Source organism: Acidocella sp. (genome assembly GCF_013044125.1).
Lineage (GTDB): Bacteria > Pseudomonadota > Alphaproteobacteria > Acetobacterales > Acetobacteraceae > Acidocella.
Map to the genome: position 1 here is coordinate 1 of NZ_JABEVC010000155.1, position 15,820 is coordinate 15,820.

At 66.3% G+C, this 15,820-nt stretch carries 13 protein-coding genes and 1 pseudogene; 11 read left to right on the plus strand and 3 right to left on the minus strand.

What is annotated here, in order from left to right; all coding sequences use genetic code 11:
• Positions 1-75: 75 nt before the first annotated feature.
• Genes rpiB through thiL form a run of 9 tightly spaced genes read left to right on the plus strand, consistent with a single transcriptional unit; the run spans position 76 to position 7,196 of the window.
• Positions 76-534, plus strand: a complete 459-nt coding sequence (gene rpiB / locus HKL97_RS09660) for a ribose 5-phosphate isomerase B (protein WP_291424791.1) — start codon at positions 76-78, stop codon at positions 532-534.
• Positions 531-1,829, plus strand: coding sequence for a serine hydroxymethyltransferase (glyA, locus tag HKL97_RS09665; protein WP_291424793.1), 1,299 nt, complete (start codon positions 531-533; stop codon positions 1,827-1,829). The genes rpiB and glyA overlap by 4 nt, the downstream gene beginning before the upstream one ends.
• A 15-nt stretch (positions 1,830-1,844) precedes the next feature.
• Positions 1,845-2,318 (plus strand): transcriptional regulator NrdR, encoded by a 474-nt coding sequence (gene nrdR / locus HKL97_RS09670; RefSeq protein WP_284256970.1) that lies wholly within the window; start codon positions 1,845-1,847, stop codon positions 2,316-2,318.
• Positions 2,315-3,421 carry a bifunctional diaminohydroxyphosphoribosylaminopyrimidine deaminase/5-amino-6-(5-phosphoribosylamino)uracil reductase RibD gene (gene ribD / locus HKL97_RS09675; RefSeq protein ID WP_408820961.1) on the plus strand — a complete coding sequence of 369 codons (1,107 nt, stop codon included), beginning with the start codon at positions 2,315-2,317 and terminating at the stop codon, positions 3,419-3,421. Before nrdR ends, ribD begins: the two co-directional genes overlap by 4 nt.
• Positions 3,422-3,423: 2 nt before the next feature.
• Positions 3,424-4,038: a riboflavin synthase gene (locus HKL97_RS09680; RefSeq protein ID WP_291424798.1), complete on the plus strand. Its 615-nt coding sequence runs from the start codon at positions 3,424-3,426 to the stop codon at positions 4,036-4,038.
• A 57-nt stretch (positions 4,039-4,095) separates the two neighbouring features.
• The gene (ribB, locus tag HKL97_RS09685) at positions 4,096-5,235 is read left to right on the plus strand and encodes a 3,4-dihydroxy-2-butanone-4-phosphate synthase (protein ID WP_291424800.1); all 1,140 of its coding nucleotides are present in this window, start codon (positions 4,096-4,098) and stop codon (positions 5,233-5,235) included.
• The gene (gene ribH, locus HKL97_RS09690; RefSeq protein WP_291424802.1) at positions 5,232-5,711 is read left to right on the plus strand and encodes a 6,7-dimethyl-8-ribityllumazine synthase; all 480 of its coding nucleotides are present in this window, start codon (positions 5,232-5,234) and stop codon (positions 5,709-5,711) included. The genes ribB and ribH overlap by 4 nt, the downstream gene beginning before the upstream one ends.
• On the plus strand, positions 5,708-6,208 hold the full coding sequence (gene nusB, locus HKL97_RS09695) for a transcription antitermination factor NusB (RefSeq protein ID WP_291424804.1): 501 nt from the start codon (positions 5,708-5,710) through the stop codon (positions 6,206-6,208). The genes ribH and nusB overlap by 4 nt, the downstream gene beginning before the upstream one ends.
• 52 nt (positions 6,209-6,260) lie before the next feature.
• Positions 6,261-7,196, plus strand: a complete 936-nt coding sequence (gene thiL / locus HKL97_RS09700) for a thiamine-phosphate kinase (RefSeq protein ID WP_291424806.1) — start codon at positions 6,261-6,263, stop codon at positions 7,194-7,196.
• A gap of 93 nt (positions 7,197-7,289) precedes the next feature.
• Here thiL and rpmG read toward each other — a convergent pair whose 3' ends face one another.
• The 3 genes from rpmG to rnr all read right to left on the minus strand — a co-directional run bounded on the left by rpmG (position 7,290) and on the right by rnr (position 11,263).
• Positions 7,290-7,457 (minus strand): 50S ribosomal protein L33, encoded by a 168-nt coding sequence (rpmG, locus tag HKL97_RS09705; RefSeq protein ID WP_284256963.1) that lies wholly within the window; start codon positions 7,455-7,457, stop codon positions 7,290-7,292.
• 72 nt (positions 7,458-7,529) lie between these two features.
• Entirely contained in the window at positions 7,530-9,053 is a 1,524-nt protein-coding gene (locus HKL97_RS09710) for a S41 family peptidase (protein ID WP_291424809.1), read from the minus strand.
• Positions 9,050-11,263, minus strand: a complete 2,214-nt coding sequence (gene rnr, locus HKL97_RS09715; protein ID WP_408820967.1) for a ribonuclease R — start codon at positions 11,261-11,263, stop codon at positions 9,050-9,052. The genes HKL97_RS09710 and rnr overlap by 4 nt, the downstream gene beginning before the upstream one ends.
• Positions 11,264-11,400: 137 nt before the next feature.
• On the opposite strand from rnr, the gene HKL97_RS09720 reads away from it, so the two are divergent.
• Positions 11,401-15,621: a Hint domain-containing protein gene (locus HKL97_RS09720; RefSeq protein ID WP_291424814.1), complete on the plus strand. Its 4,221-nt coding sequence runs from the start codon at positions 11,401-11,403 to the stop codon at positions 15,619-15,621.
• Between the two features lie 127 nt (positions 15,622-15,748).
• Positions 15,749-15,820, plus strand: a pseudogene (locus HKL97_RS09725) (30S ribosomal protein S4); the annotation flags it as partial.

A 15,820-nucleotide genomic window follows, 5' to 3' on the forward strand; every position in this document is an offset into this window, starting at 1 on the left:
CCTGAAACCCAGCCTCCCGCCCCGGAGGGGCGCATGTTATTTCCTTATCGTGAAACCTCATGATAAACGGGGCGCATGACTCGTTCTTTGATCGTAGCGCTGGGCGCTGACCACGGTGGTATCACCCTTAAAGACCGGCTCGCCGCCGTCATGGCGGCGGCCGGTCATCAACTGCTGGATTTCGGCACGGATGGCCCGGCCAGCGTGGACTATCCGGATTTCGCCCATGCCGTATGCGGCGCGGTGGCGGCCGGGCAGGCTGACCTTGGCATCCTCGTCTGCGGCACCGGCATCGGCATGAGCATTGCCGCCAACCGCAATCCCGCGATTCGCTGCGCCTTGGTGCATGATGTCACCACCGCGCGGCTGACCCGCGCGCATAACGATGCCAACGTGCTCGCCCTGGGCGCGCGCATCATCGGCGAGGAAGTGGCGCTGGACATCCTGCAGACCTTCCTTTCCACCCCCTATGAGGGCGGGCGGCATGACCGCCGCCTCGCCAAACTCAACCCTTCAACGGAGCCCGCCGCATGAACGAGCACAGCACAACCCCTCATCTCGCGCGTTTCTTTAACGCCCCGCTGGCCCAGACCGACCCTGAACTGGCCGCGATTCTGCACCAGGAGTTGGTGCGTGAGCAGGACGGAATTGAGCTGATCGCCTCGGAGAATATCGTCTCCGCCGCCGTGCTGGCCGCACAGGGGTCGGTGCTGACCAATAAATACGCCGAGGGCTACCCCGGCAAACGCTATTACGGCGGCTGCGGCCCGGCGGATCTGGCCGAGACCTTGGCGATCGAGCGGGCGAAGAAGCTGTTCAACGCGGGTTTCGCCAATGTGCAGGCCAACTCCGGCAGCCAGGCCAACCAGTCGGTGTTTCTCGCGCTGGTGCAGCCGGGTGATACGATTCTCGGCATGTCGCTGGCCGCCGGCGGGCATCTTACTCACGGCGCGGCGCCCAATATGTCCGGCAAGTGGTTCAACGCCGTGCAATACGGTGTGCGCCGCGATGACGGGATTCTCGACTATGAGGAGTTGGAGGCACTGGCCCGCCAGCACAAACCCAAGCTGATCATCGCGGGTGGCTCCGCCTATCCGCGCTTTATTGATTTCGCGCGCATCCGCGCCGTGGCCGATGAAGTCGGCGCGTATTTCATGGTGGACATGGCGCATTTTGCCGGGCTGGTCGCGGCGGGCATTTTCCCCTCGCCGATGGAGCATGCGCATGTGGTCACCACCACCACGCATAAAACCCTGCGCGGCCCGCGCGGCGGCATGGTGCTCACCAACCATGAGGACATCGCCAAGAAGATCAATTCCGCGATTTTCCCCGGCCTGCAGGGCGGCCCGCTGATGCATGTGATTGCCGCCAAGGCGGTCGCCTTTGGCGAGGCGCTGCACCCGGATTTCGTGACCTACCAGAAAGCCGTGGCCGCCAACGCGAAAACCCTGGCGGCGACGCTGGTGGAGCAGGGGGTGGCGATTGTCACCGGCGGTACGGATTCGCATCTGCTGCTGGTTGACCTGCGGCCGAAACACACCACCGGCAAGGCTGCCGAGGCGAGCCTGGAACGCGCGCACATCACCGCCAATAAAAACGCCATCCCGTTTGACCCGGAAAAGCCGTTCATTACCTCCGGCATTCGTCTGGGCACCCCGGCCGCCACCTCGCGCGGCTTTGGCCTCGCGGAGTTCCGCGAGGTCGGGCAGATGATCGGCCAGGTTCTGGACGGTTTGGCGAAGTCGAACGACGGCACGAACGCGGAGGCGGAACAGGAAGTTGGCGCGCGGGTGAAGGCGCTTTGCGCGCGCTTCCCGATCTACCGTTAAGCGAGGAGCGGGAACATGCGCTGCCCGTTCTGTGGTGAGGCTGATACCCAGGTTAAAGACAGCCGCCCCACTGAAGATGGCAGCGCCATCCGCCGCCGCCGTTTCTGCGGCGGTTGCGGGCAACGCTTCACCACGGTTGAGCGCGTGCAGCTGCGCGAACTCGTCGTGGTCAAGGCCGATGACCGCCGTGTCGCCTTCGACCGTGAAAAACTCGCCCGCTCGGTGCGGATCGCCATGCGCAAGCGCCCGTTCAACGAGGAGCGGATCGAGCGCATCGTTAACGGCATCGTCCGTCAGCTTGAAGCCAGCGGCGAGACCGAGGTGAAGAGCCACGACATCGGCGAGCTGGTGATGGAGACGCTCAAGGCGGTGGACACAGTGGCCTATGTGCGCTTCGCCTCGGTGTACCGCGATTTCCGCGAGGCCAAGGATTTTGAGAATTTTCTTGGCGATATGAGTGAACTGCCGAAGCCGAAGCTGGACGAATGAGCGTGTTGAAAACAGACGAGGCGCATATGCGCGCCGCTCTTGCCCTGGCCCGCCGGGGCCTGGGTGAGACCGCGCCCAATCCTTCCGTTGGCTGCGTCATCGTGGCGCAGGGGCGGGTGGCGGGGCGCGGGCGTACTGCGGCGGGCGGCCGCCCGCATGCTGAGGTCGAGGCGCTGAAGATGGCCGGCGCCGCCGCGCGTGGCGCGACCGCCTATGTCACACTGGAACCGTGCGCCTTTACTGGAAAAACAGGACCTTGCACAGCGGCGTTAATCGAAGCTGGGATTAAGCGCGTGGTGATCGGCACAGGTGATCCGCACCCGAAGGTGAACGGCGCCGGAGTGGCGCAGTTGCGCGCAGCCGGGGTCGAGGTTACAGAAAATATTCTGCAAAAAGAATGTGCTGCGGTGATTTCCGGGTTCGCCAGCGTGATTCTGCGGCAACGGCCGCTGGTGCGGCTCAAGCTGGCCTCCACGCTGGATGGCCGTATCGCGACCAGCACCAAGGAGTCGCAATGGCTGACCGGCGAAGCCGCGCGCCGGGCGGTGCATGCCATCCGCGGGCGGCATGATGCGGTGCTGATCGGGGTTGGCACGGTATTGTCGGACAACCCGGACCTGACCTGCCGGATCGATGGTTTCCGGGCCAGCCCGCTGGTGCGTATCGTGGTGGACAGCCATTTGCGCACGCCGCTGCTGAGCCGGCTGGTGCGCAGCGCCGGGCAGCACCCGTTATGGGTTTTGCACCGGAACGGCGCCGATGTCCTGCGCAAGCGGGCGCTGGAAGCGGCGGGGGTGAAGCTGATCGAGATGCCCTGTTGCGCCGCCGGGGTTGATCTGGTGGCCGGGCTCCAGGCGCTGGCGAAACACGGGCTGACGCGGATTCTGGCCGAGGGTGGCGGCACGCTGGCTGCCGGGCTGCTGCGCGACGGGCTGGTTGACCGGCTGGCCTGGTTCCACGCGCCCGGCATCATCGGCGGCGACGGCTGGCCCGCCGCGCAGGCTTTTGGAGTCACCAATCTGGCTTCCATGCCCCGCTTCCGGCTGATGGCGCAGGAGCGTTTCGGGGATGACATGCTGACCACTTACCGCAAGGCTGACTGAGAATGTTCACGGGTCTGATTACCGGCGTTGGAACGGTGCGCGCGGTCCAGCCGATCGGCCAGGGCCGGGATGCGCGCTTTATCATCGAGACTCCCGCCGATGCCGGCTGGCATGCGGGCGAGATCAAGCTTGGCGCCTCCATCGCCTGCTCGGGTTGCTGCCTCACGGTGGTGGAAGCCGGCCCGCGCTGGTTCGCGGTGGAGGTTTCGGCCGAGACGCTGGCTTTCACCACGCTGGGCGCCTGGGCGCCGGGCAGTCTGATCAATCTGGAAGGCTCGCTGCGCCTGGGCGATGAGCTGGGCGGGCATCTCGTCTCCGGCCATGTGGATGGCGTGGTGGAGGTGCTCTCCGCGACGCCGGAGAACGGCTCGACCCGCTGGAAATTCCGCCTGCCGGATACGTTGGCCCCCTTCGTCGCGCAGAAGGGCAGCATCGCCATCAACGGCGTCTCACTCACCGTGAACGAGGTCGAGGGCGCGGTTTTTGGCGTCAACATCATTCCCCACACGGCGGCGCATACCAATTTCGCGGCGCTGCGCCCGGGGAACAAGGTGAACATAGAAATTGACATGCTGGCGCGCTATGTCGCGCGGCAGCTCGCGTTTCAGCATGCGTAAACATTTGCACACGATAACTCACAAGGCCGCCGCGGCGGCACTGAAGGACAACGCCTTATGGACGGCCTGAAATCAACGCTGAAAACAGCGGGACTGCACGAGTATATCTCCTCCGCCGCCGAGATCATCGAAGAGGCGCGGGCCGGGCGCATCTTTATCCTGGTTGACGACGAGGACCGCGAGAACGAGGGCGACCTGGTGATTCCGGCGCAGTTCGCCACGCCGGATGCCATCAACTTCATGGCCAAGCATGCGCGCGGGCTTATCTGCCTGGCGTTGACCAAGAACCGCGTGGAGCGGCTTGGAATCCCGCTGATGAGCCAGGCCAACGGCACCCGCCACGAGACCGCGTTCACTGTTTCAATCGAGGCGCGCGAAGGGGTGACCACCGGCATTTCCGCGGCTGACCGGGCGCGCACCATCGCGGTTGCCATCAACCCCGAGCTGGGCCGCGATGATATCGTCACCCCCGGCCATGTTTTTCCGCTGATGGCGCGTGACGGCGGCACGCTGGTCCGCGCCGGGCATACCGAGGCGGCGGTGGACATTGCCCGCCTCGCCGGGCTGACCCCCGCCGGGGTGATCTGCGAGATCATGAACGATGACGGCACCATGGCCCGCCTGCCGGACCTGGTGGCCTACGCGCAGCGCCATAACCTCAAGCTTGGCACCATCGCTGATCTCATCGCCTACCGGCGGACCACTGAGCGCCTGGTGAAGGCGGTGGAGCAGGGGGTGGTGACCGCGCCGAACGGCCATAACTGGCGCATGATCGCGTATCAGAGCCAGGTTGACCAGGTGGAGCATCTGGCGATGGTGATGGGCGATGTGAACGGCGGTGAGCCGGTGCTGGTGCGCATGCATGCCGTGGATACGGTGAGCGATGTGGTGGGCGGCGAGCATCTGGCCAGCCTGCACGGCGCGATGCGCCAGATTGCCGCCGCCGGGCGCGGGGTGGTTGTGCTGATCCGCGAAAACCGCAACGCCGTGGTCTCCGAGCGGATTCGCGACCTTGTGAGCGGCCGGACGGCGGCGCCGGCTTTACGGGACTACGGCATCGGCGCGCAGATCCTGATTGATCTCGGCGTGAAGGACATGATCCTGCTGTCCAACCACAAGCGCACCATTGTCGGCCTGGAGGGCTATGGGCTGAACATGGTTGAGCAGCGCGCCATTGAAGGAGTTGACGAGAAATGAGCACCGCTGACGCGCTGCCCCCCAAGGCGCCCAAACTCACCGGCCCGGCGCCGAAAATTCTTATCGTCAGCGCGCCGTATTACCAGCACGTGGTGGAAGGCATGCTGGCCGCGGCCCAGGAGATTTTCGCCCAGGTGCATGCCGAGCTGAGCGTTGTGGAGGTTTCCGGCGCTTTCGAGCTGCCGCAGGGGGTCGCCATCGCGGCCAGGAGCGGCAAGGGGTTTGACGGTTATATCGCGCTTGGTTGCGTCGTGCGCGGCGAGACCGACCATTATGAGTTCATCTGTTCCGCCGCCATGGACGGGCTGATGCGCATTGCGGTGGATAACGGCATCTGCCTCGGCACCGCGGTGCTGACCGTGGATACGTTGGCCCAGGCGGTGGCGCGCAGCCACGAGACCGGCGCCAACAAAGGCGCGGAAGCGGCGGTTGCCTGCCTCAATCAGATTGCGCTGGCCCGGTTGATGGCGATATGAGCGCGCGCCCCAGAACGCTCTCGCGCGTGGCGGCAGTGCAGGCGCTGTATCAGGCCGAGCAGGGGCCGGCCAGCCCGGAGACGGTGATCGACCAGTTCGTGCGCCACCGGATCGGCGGTGATGCCCCCGGCCATGGCGATATGAACGAGGGCCGGTTGAAGGCCGCCGATGTGCCGTTGTTCGCGCGGATCGTGCGTACGGCGGCACAGCAGCAGGACACGATTGACGCCATGCTGGTGGCCGCACTGCCGGAAAGCTGGCCGCTAGCGCGCCTTGATCCCGTGTTGCGCGCGCTGATGCGCGCCGGCGGCGCGGAGCTGTGGATGAGCGATGGTCCGCCGGCGAAAGTGGTTATCAACGAATATCTGGACGTGGCGCACGGGTTTTTCTCGGGCGATGAGCCGCGCATGGCCAACGGCATCCTGGATCGTCTGGCGCACCTGCTCCGCCCGGCCGAATTCCATACCAACGCTTCTAACGACGGATCGTTGGTATGAGTCTTATTTTGGCGCGCGGCCGCCCCACCAACCCCGCGCGCCAAACCGCCGGATGAGCGGCGAGTTCTCCCGCATTGCAAAGTATTTTGCACCGTTGGCGGGGGAAGAAGGCAGGGGGCTGACCGACGACGCGGCGGTGCTGGTCCCGCCGCCGGGGCGCGAGCTGGTGCTGACCGTCGACCAGATGCTGGAGGATGTGCATTTCCTCCCCGGTGATGACCCGGCGCTGATCGCGCGCAAGTTGCTGCGCCGCAACCTCTCCGACCTCGCGGCGATGGGGGCGGTGCCGTTGGGTTATCTGCTCACCACAGCGCTGCCCGATGGCGTGGGGGAGGACTGGCTGGCGGGCTTTTCGCAAGGGCTCGCGCAGGATCAGAAAATTTTCAATATCAAGCTGTTCGGGGGTGATTCGTCGTCCAGCCGGGGCAAAATTTCACTGAGCGCGACCCTGATTGGCCATGTTGCTCCCGGCGCGGCGCTGAGCCGCAACGGCGCGCGAGCGGGCGATGGCATCTGGGTGAGTGGCACCATCGGGGATGCGGCGCTGGGGCTGCAGGCGCGGCTGGGGCGCCTTGCCGATCCATCAGGCTTTCTCACGGCCCGCTCGCTGGTGCCGGAGCCGCGGGTGGGGCTGGCGCTGGCCGGTGTGGTGTCGGCCGCCATCGATATCTCAGACGGGCTGGTGCAGGATCTGGGCCATATGTGCAAGGGCGCCGGGTTGAGTGCGGTTATCCGCGCCGGGCTGGTGCCGGTCTCGCCCGCGGCGGCGGCTTGCGGTGAGGCGGCGCTGGAAGCCCGGCTGACCGGCGGCGATGACTACGAGCTGCTGCTGGCGGTGCCGCCCGGCCAGGGCGAGGCGCTAAAGGCCGCCTGCGGTGATTTGCCGGTGACCAAGATAGGCATGTTCCAGGCGGGCGCCGGTGTGCATGTGCTCAACGATTCGGGCGCCATGATGCAATTTACCCGGCCCGGCTGGCGGCATTTTTAAGCAATCGGAGAAACGCAAAAAACCCCGGCGCAGGTCTGCGCCAGGGGGTTTGGTAAGGCCGTGTAACCAGCTCCCCCGCGCGGGGGAACGCGATTACTTGATCTTGGCTTCCTTGAACTTCACATGCTTGCGCACGACGGGGTCGTACTTGTTCAGCTCAAGCTTTGTGGTCTGCGCACGCGCGTTCTTCTTGGTCACATAAAAGTAACCCGTGTCCGCGGTGGAAATCAGTTTAATTTGAACGACGTTGGATTTGGCCATGTTAAGAATCTCCAGAAGCGCGCCGTATGGCGCATTTTGCGCGGGTTGGTCAAGGGTTGTGGTTGCATTGGCCTAGGGCAGCAGCGCCGCCTGATAGGCTTTTGGGGTGGTGAACAGATACCCGGCGGCGGCGAAGTCTTCGTCGGAGCCGGTGTCGGCGGGGCAGGCGTCGCGCACGCTCAAAATAGCATCCACGGAGGCGCCGGCGCGCATGGCGCGGGCCTGCGCCAGCGCTGGTGCCATCAGGTTCTGGCCTTTTGCAAGCGCGTTGAGCTGGGTTTGCAGCCCGGCGGGGCCGAGGCTGGTGCAGACCTGCGGCATCACGCCCAGGCTCTGCAAGGGCCAGCCGCGCGGCGCGAGCACGCGGCTCCAGGTCACGAACAGTTCACCGCCGTCGGGCAGGGAGGTTACGGTCTGCACGAGTCCTTTCCCCAGGGTCTCGGAGCCCACGACCACGGCGCGGCGGTTGTCGGCCAGGGCGGCGGTGAGAATTTCGGCGGCGCTGGCGGTCTGGCCGTCAACCAGCACGACGATCCTGATCCCCCCGGTAAGGTCGGCGCCCTCAGCGCTGAAAGACTGGTCCGCATCAGGGTCGCGTCCGGCTGTCTGGGCGATGGGCCCGCTCTGCAGCAGCGAATCGGCAACCAGGATGGCCTGGCGCAATACGCCGCCGCGGTTGCCGCGCAGGTCGAGCAGCAGTCCGCTTGGCGGCGGCTGCGCGCTCATGGCGGCAGCCAGGGCGGAGGAGAACTGGTTGCCGGTGCCCTTGTCGAACCCGGAAATCTTCAGGGCCAGAACGCCCGGCACGGGCGAGGGTTCGGTAAATACCGTCTGCGGCGGAATAAATGCCCGCGTGATGGTGATGTCCTGCGGCGCGCCGCCAGCCGAGGGGTCTTGCAGCTGCAGCGTGGTGGTGGTGCCGTAGATGCCGCTCATTTCGTTGTTAAGATGGGTTATTTCGCCGGGAAAAACCGGCTTGCCATCCACTTTCAACACCTGGACGCCTGCGGCGAGTCCCGCGTCCTCGGCCGGGCCGCCGGCGGCGACGCTGGCGATCACCACGTTGTTTCCCTGCTGCCCGAAGCTAAGTCCCGCGCTCGCGAGGCCGGTGATCATCAGTTGATCCTGCGCGGCTTGCAGCGGTGGCTCGTAGCGCGAATACGGGTCGAAATGGTTGAACAGCTCGTCGAAGAAACTGGTGATCACCCCTTGCGTGCCGGCCTGCTGCAGCGCCGGAGAGACGGCATAGGCGGCGCTGGCCACCTGCGCCGCCGCCTTGCCCCAGGCCGTCGCGTCGTTGGGCGCCGGGGCGGGGAGGGAGAGGATCAGCTGTTGCGGCCCGTTCAGCAGGATCTGGTTGTTCAGCAAGGTGGCGCTGAGGTCAGGGTCAAGGGCGGCCAGCCCGTTAAGGCCCCAGATCGTCATCTGCGGAATGGTGAGCTGCTGCAGTGCGCGCGGCGCGATGTAGGTAAGCGCCGCGCCCCAGACAGAGGCCGCCGTTGCCGAATCAAACACAGGCGCGGCCAAGGCCGGGGAGGTCCATACGCTGCCCGGCAGGATCACGCAGACAAAAAAGATGACAGCCGCGCGGATCACCTGCGGCGCTTCGATTTTGGTTTGGATTTATGCGTCCCACGGCCTCGTGGCTCAGAGCGCGGGCCGCGCGGGGGCGCGGCATCGGCCGGGGCGAACAGCAGCCCGCCGGTCACGGGGCGGGCCTCGGTCAGGCGCACATCCAGCATCTGGGCCAGTTGATAGGTCTTGCGCGACCGCTTGCCGATCAGACTCTGGGCCGCCTCGTCATGCATCCAGAAATCGTCAGCCAGGCTCGCCATGCTCAGGAATCCACTCGCGCCACTCTCAGGTAAAGTGACGAATAGACCGAACTTGGTCACCCCCGATACCCGCGCCGTGAACAACTCTCCCACGCGGTGTTGTAAGTACAGCGCCAGGTAGCGGTCGGTGGAGTCGCGCTCGGCCAGAGCGGCGCGGCGTTCGGTCGCGGTGATCCGCTCGGCGGTGTCCTCAAACTGCGAAATATCATCCGGCGCCAGGCCATCCCGGCCGAGCTTCAGCCCGGTGATGAGCGCGCGGTGCACAAGCAGATCGGCATAGCGGCGGATCGGCGAGGTGAAATGCGCGTATTTGGTGAGAGCCAAGCCGAAATGACCGACATTCCCGGGGGAATATTCGGCCTGGGACTGGCTGCGCAGGATGGTTTCATTCACGAGGCTGGATTTGTCCGTACCGGCGACAAGTTTCAACACGCGGTCGAGGTCGCGGGGGTGAATTTGGTCGCCCGCAGCCAAAGAAATATCGAGTGTTGCCAAAAAGGAACGTAAATTGTCCAGCTTCTCGGCGCTGGGCGGCGCATGCACGCGGTACATGCAGGGCAGGCGGCGCTTTTCCAGTTCCTCGGCGGCGCAGACATTGGCCAGGATCATGAATTCCTCAATCAGCCGGTGGCTGTCGAGTCGCGGGCGCGGGGCGATGCTTTGCACCTGGCCGTCCGCACCCAGCACCACCTTGCGCTCGGGCAGGTCCAGATCGAGCGTGCCGCGCGCCTCGCGCGCTGCCTTCAGCGCCGTGAAGGCGGCGTAGAGATGTGCATGGTTGTTCGGGTCATCCTCGAATTCCGCCTGCACCTGCTCATAGGTTTTGCGCGCAGCCGAGCGCATTAGCCCGCGGCCGAACTGGTGTGAGAGTTTGGCGCCGTGCACGTCGATATGCATCTCCACGAACAAGCAACCGCGTTCCTCATGCGGCTTGAGGCTGCACCAGCCGTTGGAGAGCGCCTCGGGCAGCATCGGCACCACGCGGTCTGGGAAGTAGCAGGAGTTGCCACGCTCCTTCGCGGATTTATCCAGCGCGGAGCCGGGTTTCACATAATGGGCGACATCGGCGATGGCGACGATGAGCCGGTAGCCGTGCGAGGCGGGCTCGGCGAACACGGCATCGTCGAAGTCGCGGGCGTCCGCGCCGTCAATGGTGATGAGCGGCACCTCGCGTAAATCCGTGCGTTTGCTCAACGGCGCGGCCTTCGCTTTTTCGGCTTCCTTCACCGCGGCGCCGGGGAAGTCCATGGGGATGCCATGCGTCGCGATGGCGATGAGGCTGACCGAGCGCGCATCGGTGATCGAGCCCAGCCGCTCGGTGATGCGCGCCGGTTTGGGCCCCAGGAATTTGGCGCCGGGCAGTGGCTCGGCACGCACGATCTCATCGGCCAGCGCGCCCAAAGTTTCACCCTGCGGCACCACCCATTCGGATTTCTGGCGCCGGTCGGTGGGCTCGATACGCCCGCCCTGCGGCGTGGGGTGGAACACGCCGACGATGCCACCCACCTGCTCGGCCAGGCGCTTGAGGGTACGGCCCTCGTATTTATCGCCGCCGATCTGCTTGAGCCGTGCCAGCACCCGCGCGCCAGGGGCCAGCGCCGCCTGGCCGCGCGCCTCGGCATGCATGAAGATGACCGGTGGGCGGCCGGGGCCATCCCATGCCACCGGGCGGGCCAGGGCTTCACCGTCGCGGTCAATCCCGGTGACCTCGACCACCGCCGTCTCCGGCAGCCGCCCGGCCTCCACGAATTTCCGGCGCCCGGCGCGCTCCACCACGCCATCGGCCTCCAGCGATTTCATCAGCCCCCGCAGGGCTTTTTTGTCATCGGGCGCCACGCCGAAGGCGCGCGCCACCTCGCGCAGCCCCACGGTCTGCGAGGCTTCCTTCAGGAACGCCTTGATCGTCTCTCGGCTCGGCAGGGCCGATGGGTTTTCAGCTTTGGCGCGGGGCTTTTTATGCACGGTTTTCATGCTGCACAGTATGGGGCCTAGCCGGACGCGCCACCATAACCGCGCGCACGATTCCCGGAATAATTCCTTGAAGACTACAATCTTCGATTGTTCCATATTAAGTTGTGGTAACCGCGATTGGTGTATAACCTGCGGTTGTGACCGCCAGCCTGAACATCGACGCTCCCGCGACCCTGACCGTGCTAGGCGGTAACGCCGCGTTATCTTCCCTGGACAACGCGCTCCCCGGCGGCATCATGGTCTCCGATCCCGCCAGCCCCGGCGCGCTCAACGTGCGGATCGTCGCGGGGAATACCGGCGCGGCGCTCTCCGCCAGTTCCCTCGGCGGCGCCACGGTGAGCGCCAATGGCAACACGCTGAGCCTGAGCGGCACGGCGCTGCAGGTGAACACCGCTCTGGCGAGCCTGGAGGTGAACGAGCCGGTCAGCCTCGCCCGTGATGTGCTGACCCTGACGGCCAGTGACCCGCTGGCCCTGAGCGCGCAGACCAACATCATGGTTGATATCGTGCCGCAGACCGGCCCGGCCTTCGTCGCGCCGCCGCGCATCGTCACCATCCAGGCGAACACGCTGGACACCATCTCCGGCATGTTCCTCAGCGATCCCATCGCCAGCGGCCTCGCGGCGATGGGACTGGGCGCGCAGGAGTCGCTCACCCTCACCCTATCCGCCGCCTCTGGCGTTCTCTTGCTGCCGGGCTATACCAATGCCAGCGGTATCGCCGCCAGCGGGCTTGGCACCGGCAGCATCGTGTTGAGCTTCACCGCCGCCGAAATTGACGCGCTCAACAATCTGCTCGCCGGTCTGGCCTTCGCGGGGCCGAAAATCACCGGCGGCGAGCACCTGTATTATGTGCTGCGCCATGTCTCCGGCCCGCTGCCCACGGCGCTGACCGACGGCAATATCTTCCTCAACATCATCGGTACAACCGCCAGCGACGCGACCCTGGCGGCGGGTTCGCAAACGGTGCTGACCGCTGGCGGCACGCTGGGCGGCGTGCTTGGCGGCGTCACCACGGGGCTGGGTGGCATCTCATCCCCCGGCGGCGTGGTGATAGCGCCCGGTGCGAGCCTGCAACTGCCGGGAAGCAGCCTCACCCTGAGCGGCACCAGCGATGATTTTGGCACGCTCGGCGCCGCCAGCCTGGTTTTTGGGGGCGTGCTGGCGGCGGGCAGTGCCACGCTTGGCGGCCCGCTCGCGCTGGGCACGGCCGGGTTGCTGGATTTCAACGGCATGCTGGTGGCGGGCAATGGTGAAACGCTGAACAACCAGCTGGAAGTCTCGCTGGCGGCGGGGGGCTTGCTCACCGGCAACGGTACGCTTCAGGCGGGGAATTTCTCTGAATCGGGAATGATCACCGGGCCGGGCACCATAGCGGCCCTGGGCGGGGAGACGCTGCTGCTGGCGGCGGGTAGCATCGGCGGCGGGGCGGTGGTGCAGGTTGCGTCCGGCGGGGCCATGGTGCTGGGTCCGCTCTCGCCGCTTTATGGCATATTCGATGCCACGCCCGTCACCATTGATGCCTCGGTGACGCTGAATTTTGTTAACAGCGCCGGGTTTGGCGTCACGGGCGGCTATGCCAGCACGCTGGGCGGGGCTGGCGGGGCGTTTGTCATCAATGGGCCGCAGGCGTTCTCGGGCACCATCACCGGCTTTGCCCCCGGCGATCAGCTGATCTTTCCGGGGCTCTCAAGTTTCAGCATCTACAACATCACCAGCAGCTCCTTCGCGGTGGGCGGGCAGGATTCCAGCGGCAACACCGTTACTTATGTCATCCACGCCGCCATCCCCAGCGGCAGCGTTCTCGCATCCGGGGTGGATGCGCAGGGCGATCCTTCGGTGTTTCTGCGTCCGGCCGCCCCAACCATCGTCACCCCCGGGGGGTTCGCGGCCAGTGCTGGCGTGGCGCAGCCGCTGCAGGGCATCGCGCTGCAGCTTGGTGCCGCCACCACGCAGAGCCTGAGCCTGACGCTTGCCGCCGCCCATGGCCTGCTCAGCAATGGCGGCGGCCCGGCGGCGCAGATCACGCTGACCGGCGCCAACATTGCAGCGCTCAACGCAGAGCTGGCGGGGCTCACCTATACCGGCACCGGCCTGGCCGACACGCTCACCCTCACCAGCGCCAGCGGGGTGCCCGGCGGGTTGGCGGATAACATCTACATTACCGCCACCGCGCCCGGTGTGGTCAATGGCCTTGGTGGCGGCGCTTTCAGTGAGGGGCAGACCGCCTCCTTTGGGCTTACCGGCGGCGTCTCGCTGTTCGGCCAGCCTGCCGCCCCCGGCGCGCTGCTGGTGGACGGCTCTACCAATTTCACCGCGCTGCTTCAGGCCAACGGGATTTCCGGCACCGCCCTGGCGGTGGAGAGCGGCGCCACCGCGATTTTTGACTCCAGCGCCACCGTGGCGCTGGGCGGTGATGCCACCATTGGCGACGCCAACGGCCCTGGCACGCTGGCTATTTTCACGCAGGCATTCTCCGGCACCGGCAATATGACCCTGGCGGGCAACGCCGCCGCCACGGGCAGCGATGCCTATGTGCCGGGCGGGCTCAGCCTCGGCGGCTCGCTGGCCATTGGCGCAAGCGGGCAGTTTGCCCTCACCGGCAGCCTGAGTGCCGCCGCCGCCACGCTGGCCGCCGGGGGGACATTTGTTGCCTACGGCAGCGCCGGCGCGCAACTCGGCGCGCTCGCCGATGCGGGGAGCATAATCCTGGACGGCGCGGCGCGCGCGGCGGCCACGAGCCTGGATTTATCCGCCGCGCTTTCCCTGGGCGGCAGCGCCAGCCTGGGTATTACCGGCAGCTTGAACATGAGCGGCACCAGCACGTTGCAGATCGGCGCCGGGGCCGGCGTGCAGGCGGCAACAATCGAACAACTGCAAGGCGTCATCACCGATTCCGGCCTGCTGGCCGCCACCGGCAGTCTCGGCGCGGCGGGCACGATCCTGCTTACAGGCGGCACGCTGGCTGCGTCCTCCCTCACCAATACCGGCACGTTGGCGGGCTACGGCGTCCTCAATGCCACAAGCCTGACCAATGACGGCGTGATCCTGGCGCAGGGCGGCGCGCTGATGCTGGGCGGCACGGTCAACAATGCTGCCCATATAACGGTGATGGCCTCGGCGGCGCTGGATGTAACCGGCGGTTTTTCCGGCGCGGTGATCACCTTCATGGGCAGCGATGCGGTGATCACGCTGGACGACCCGGCACGGTTTTCGGCCAGCATGGCGAACATGGCCGCCACCGATGCGATTGATCTGGTAGGCGTGGCGCCAAGCCTGGTGAGCTGGTCCGGCGGCACGCTCACCATCGCCAACAGCCAAAGCCCGCTTGCCGCCACGGTGGCGTTGCAGATCGCAGCGGGGGAACCCGCGTTCAGCGTTCTCTCCGATGGCGCGGGCGGTTCGCTCATCACCCTGGGCGGCACGCTCCCCTGTTTCGCGCGTGGCGCGCGCCTGCTCACCCCGCATGGTTACCGCGCGGTGGAGGATCTCAAACCCGGCGACCCGCTGATAACCGCCGCCGGGGCGCGCCGCCCGGTGCGCTGGATCGGGCGGCGCACGGTCGACCTTGGCCCAAGCGGCGCGCGCGAGGGGCTGCCAGTGCTCATCCTGCCCAATGCCTTCGGGCCGGGGCAGCCCGCGCGCCCGTTGCGGCTCTCGCCATCGCATTGTGTTTATGCCGGCGGGGTGCTGATCCCGGCGGTGCAGCTGGTCAACGGCGCCACCATTTTGCGCCAGCGAACCGCTCCGGCGATGACCTATTACCATGTGGAGCTGGACCGCCACGACATTCTGCTGGCCGAGGGGCTGCCCTGCGAGTCTTACTTTGACGATGGCAACCGCGGCGCGCTGTATCATGAAACAGGGCGCCGCTCACCGGCCCGCAAGCCTTTCGCGCCGGTCATCACGCGCGGGGCGCGGCTGGCGTCGGTGCGCGCGCGGTTGCATGAAATCGCGCTGGGGCAGGGGTTCTCGCTCACCTACTGGCCGAGCCTGCGCGCGGTGGCGGCGGGACACACCGCCATCCCCGAGATCAGCACTGCGCGGGGCGGGCGCTTGGCGCGTTTCGTGTTTCCTGCGCCGGTGCGCGCGGTCACGCTGCTTTCCGCGGTTTCCTCCCCGGCCGACACCGACCCCGCCTGCGAGGACCGGCGCGAGCTTGGCGTTTGCCTGGGCCCGGCTGCGGGCGTGGAGCTGGGGGAGGGGTTCTACCCGCGCGGCACGCAGGACGATGGGGTCTGGATGGGCCGCGCCGCCACCTTGAACCTGCCGCGCGCGGCGGCGGACTTTACCCTGCCGCTGGCCGCCATCGCGCAAAGCTGGGTCAAGCCGGTTGACGCCAAAGCCGCCCCAGCGTAGGAGGCAGCCTCGTTGCCGGGAACGTGGACAGGCGGTGGTCGCCTGCGCCCGCTCTTCTTTGCATTTGCAATCCCGCAGATGCTGAAAAGAGACTATCGGTGGAATTTTAACAAGAAAGGCCAGCGCCATGACCAAGCGCACTGAGAGTAAGTATAAGATTAACCGCCGTTTGGGCGTTAACCTGTGGGGCCGCGCGAAG

Excerpts from the sequence above, each read along its gene's own strand:
- nusB (WP_291424804.1), top strand. The coding sequence starts at position 5,708 with ATGAGCGCGCGCCCCAGAACGCTCTCGCGCGTGGCGGCAGTGCAGGCG.
- thiL (WP_291424806.1), top strand. The coding sequence starts at position 6,261 with ATGAGCGGCGAGTTCTCCCGCATTGCAAAGTATTTTGCACCGTTGGCG.
- nrdR (WP_284256970.1), top strand. The coding sequence starts at position 1,845 with ATGCGCTGCCCGTTCTGTGGTGAGGCTGATACCCAGGTTAAAGACAGC.
- HKL97_RS09680 (WP_291424798.1), top strand. The coding sequence starts at position 3,424 with ATGTTCACGGGTCTGATTACCGGCGTTGGAACGGTGCGCGCGGTCCAG.
- rpmG (WP_284256963.1), bottom strand. The coding sequence starts at position 7,457 with ATGGCCAAATCCAACGTCGTTCAAATTAAACTGATTTCCACCGCGGAC.
- ribB (WP_291424800.1), top strand. The coding sequence starts at position 4,096 with ATGGACGGCCTGAAATCAACGCTGAAAACAGCGGGACTGCACGAGTAT.
- ribH (WP_291424802.1), top strand. The coding sequence starts at position 5,232 with ATGAGCACCGCTGACGCGCTGCCCCCCAAGGCGCCCAAACTCACCGGC.
- rpiB (WP_291424791.1), top strand. The coding sequence starts at position 76 with ATGACTCGTTCTTTGATCGTAGCGCTGGGCGCTGACCACGGTGGTATC.
- rnr (WP_408820967.1), bottom strand. The coding sequence starts at position 11,263 with ATGAAAACCGTGCATAAAAAGCCCCGCGCCAAAGCTGAAAACCCATCG.
- ribD (WP_408820961.1), top strand. The coding sequence starts at position 2,315 with ATGAGCGTGTTGAAAACAGACGAGGCGCATATGCGCGCCGCTCTTGCC.
- glyA (WP_291424793.1), top strand. The coding sequence starts at position 531 with ATGAACGAGCACAGCACAACCCCTCATCTCGCGCGTTTCTTTAACGCC.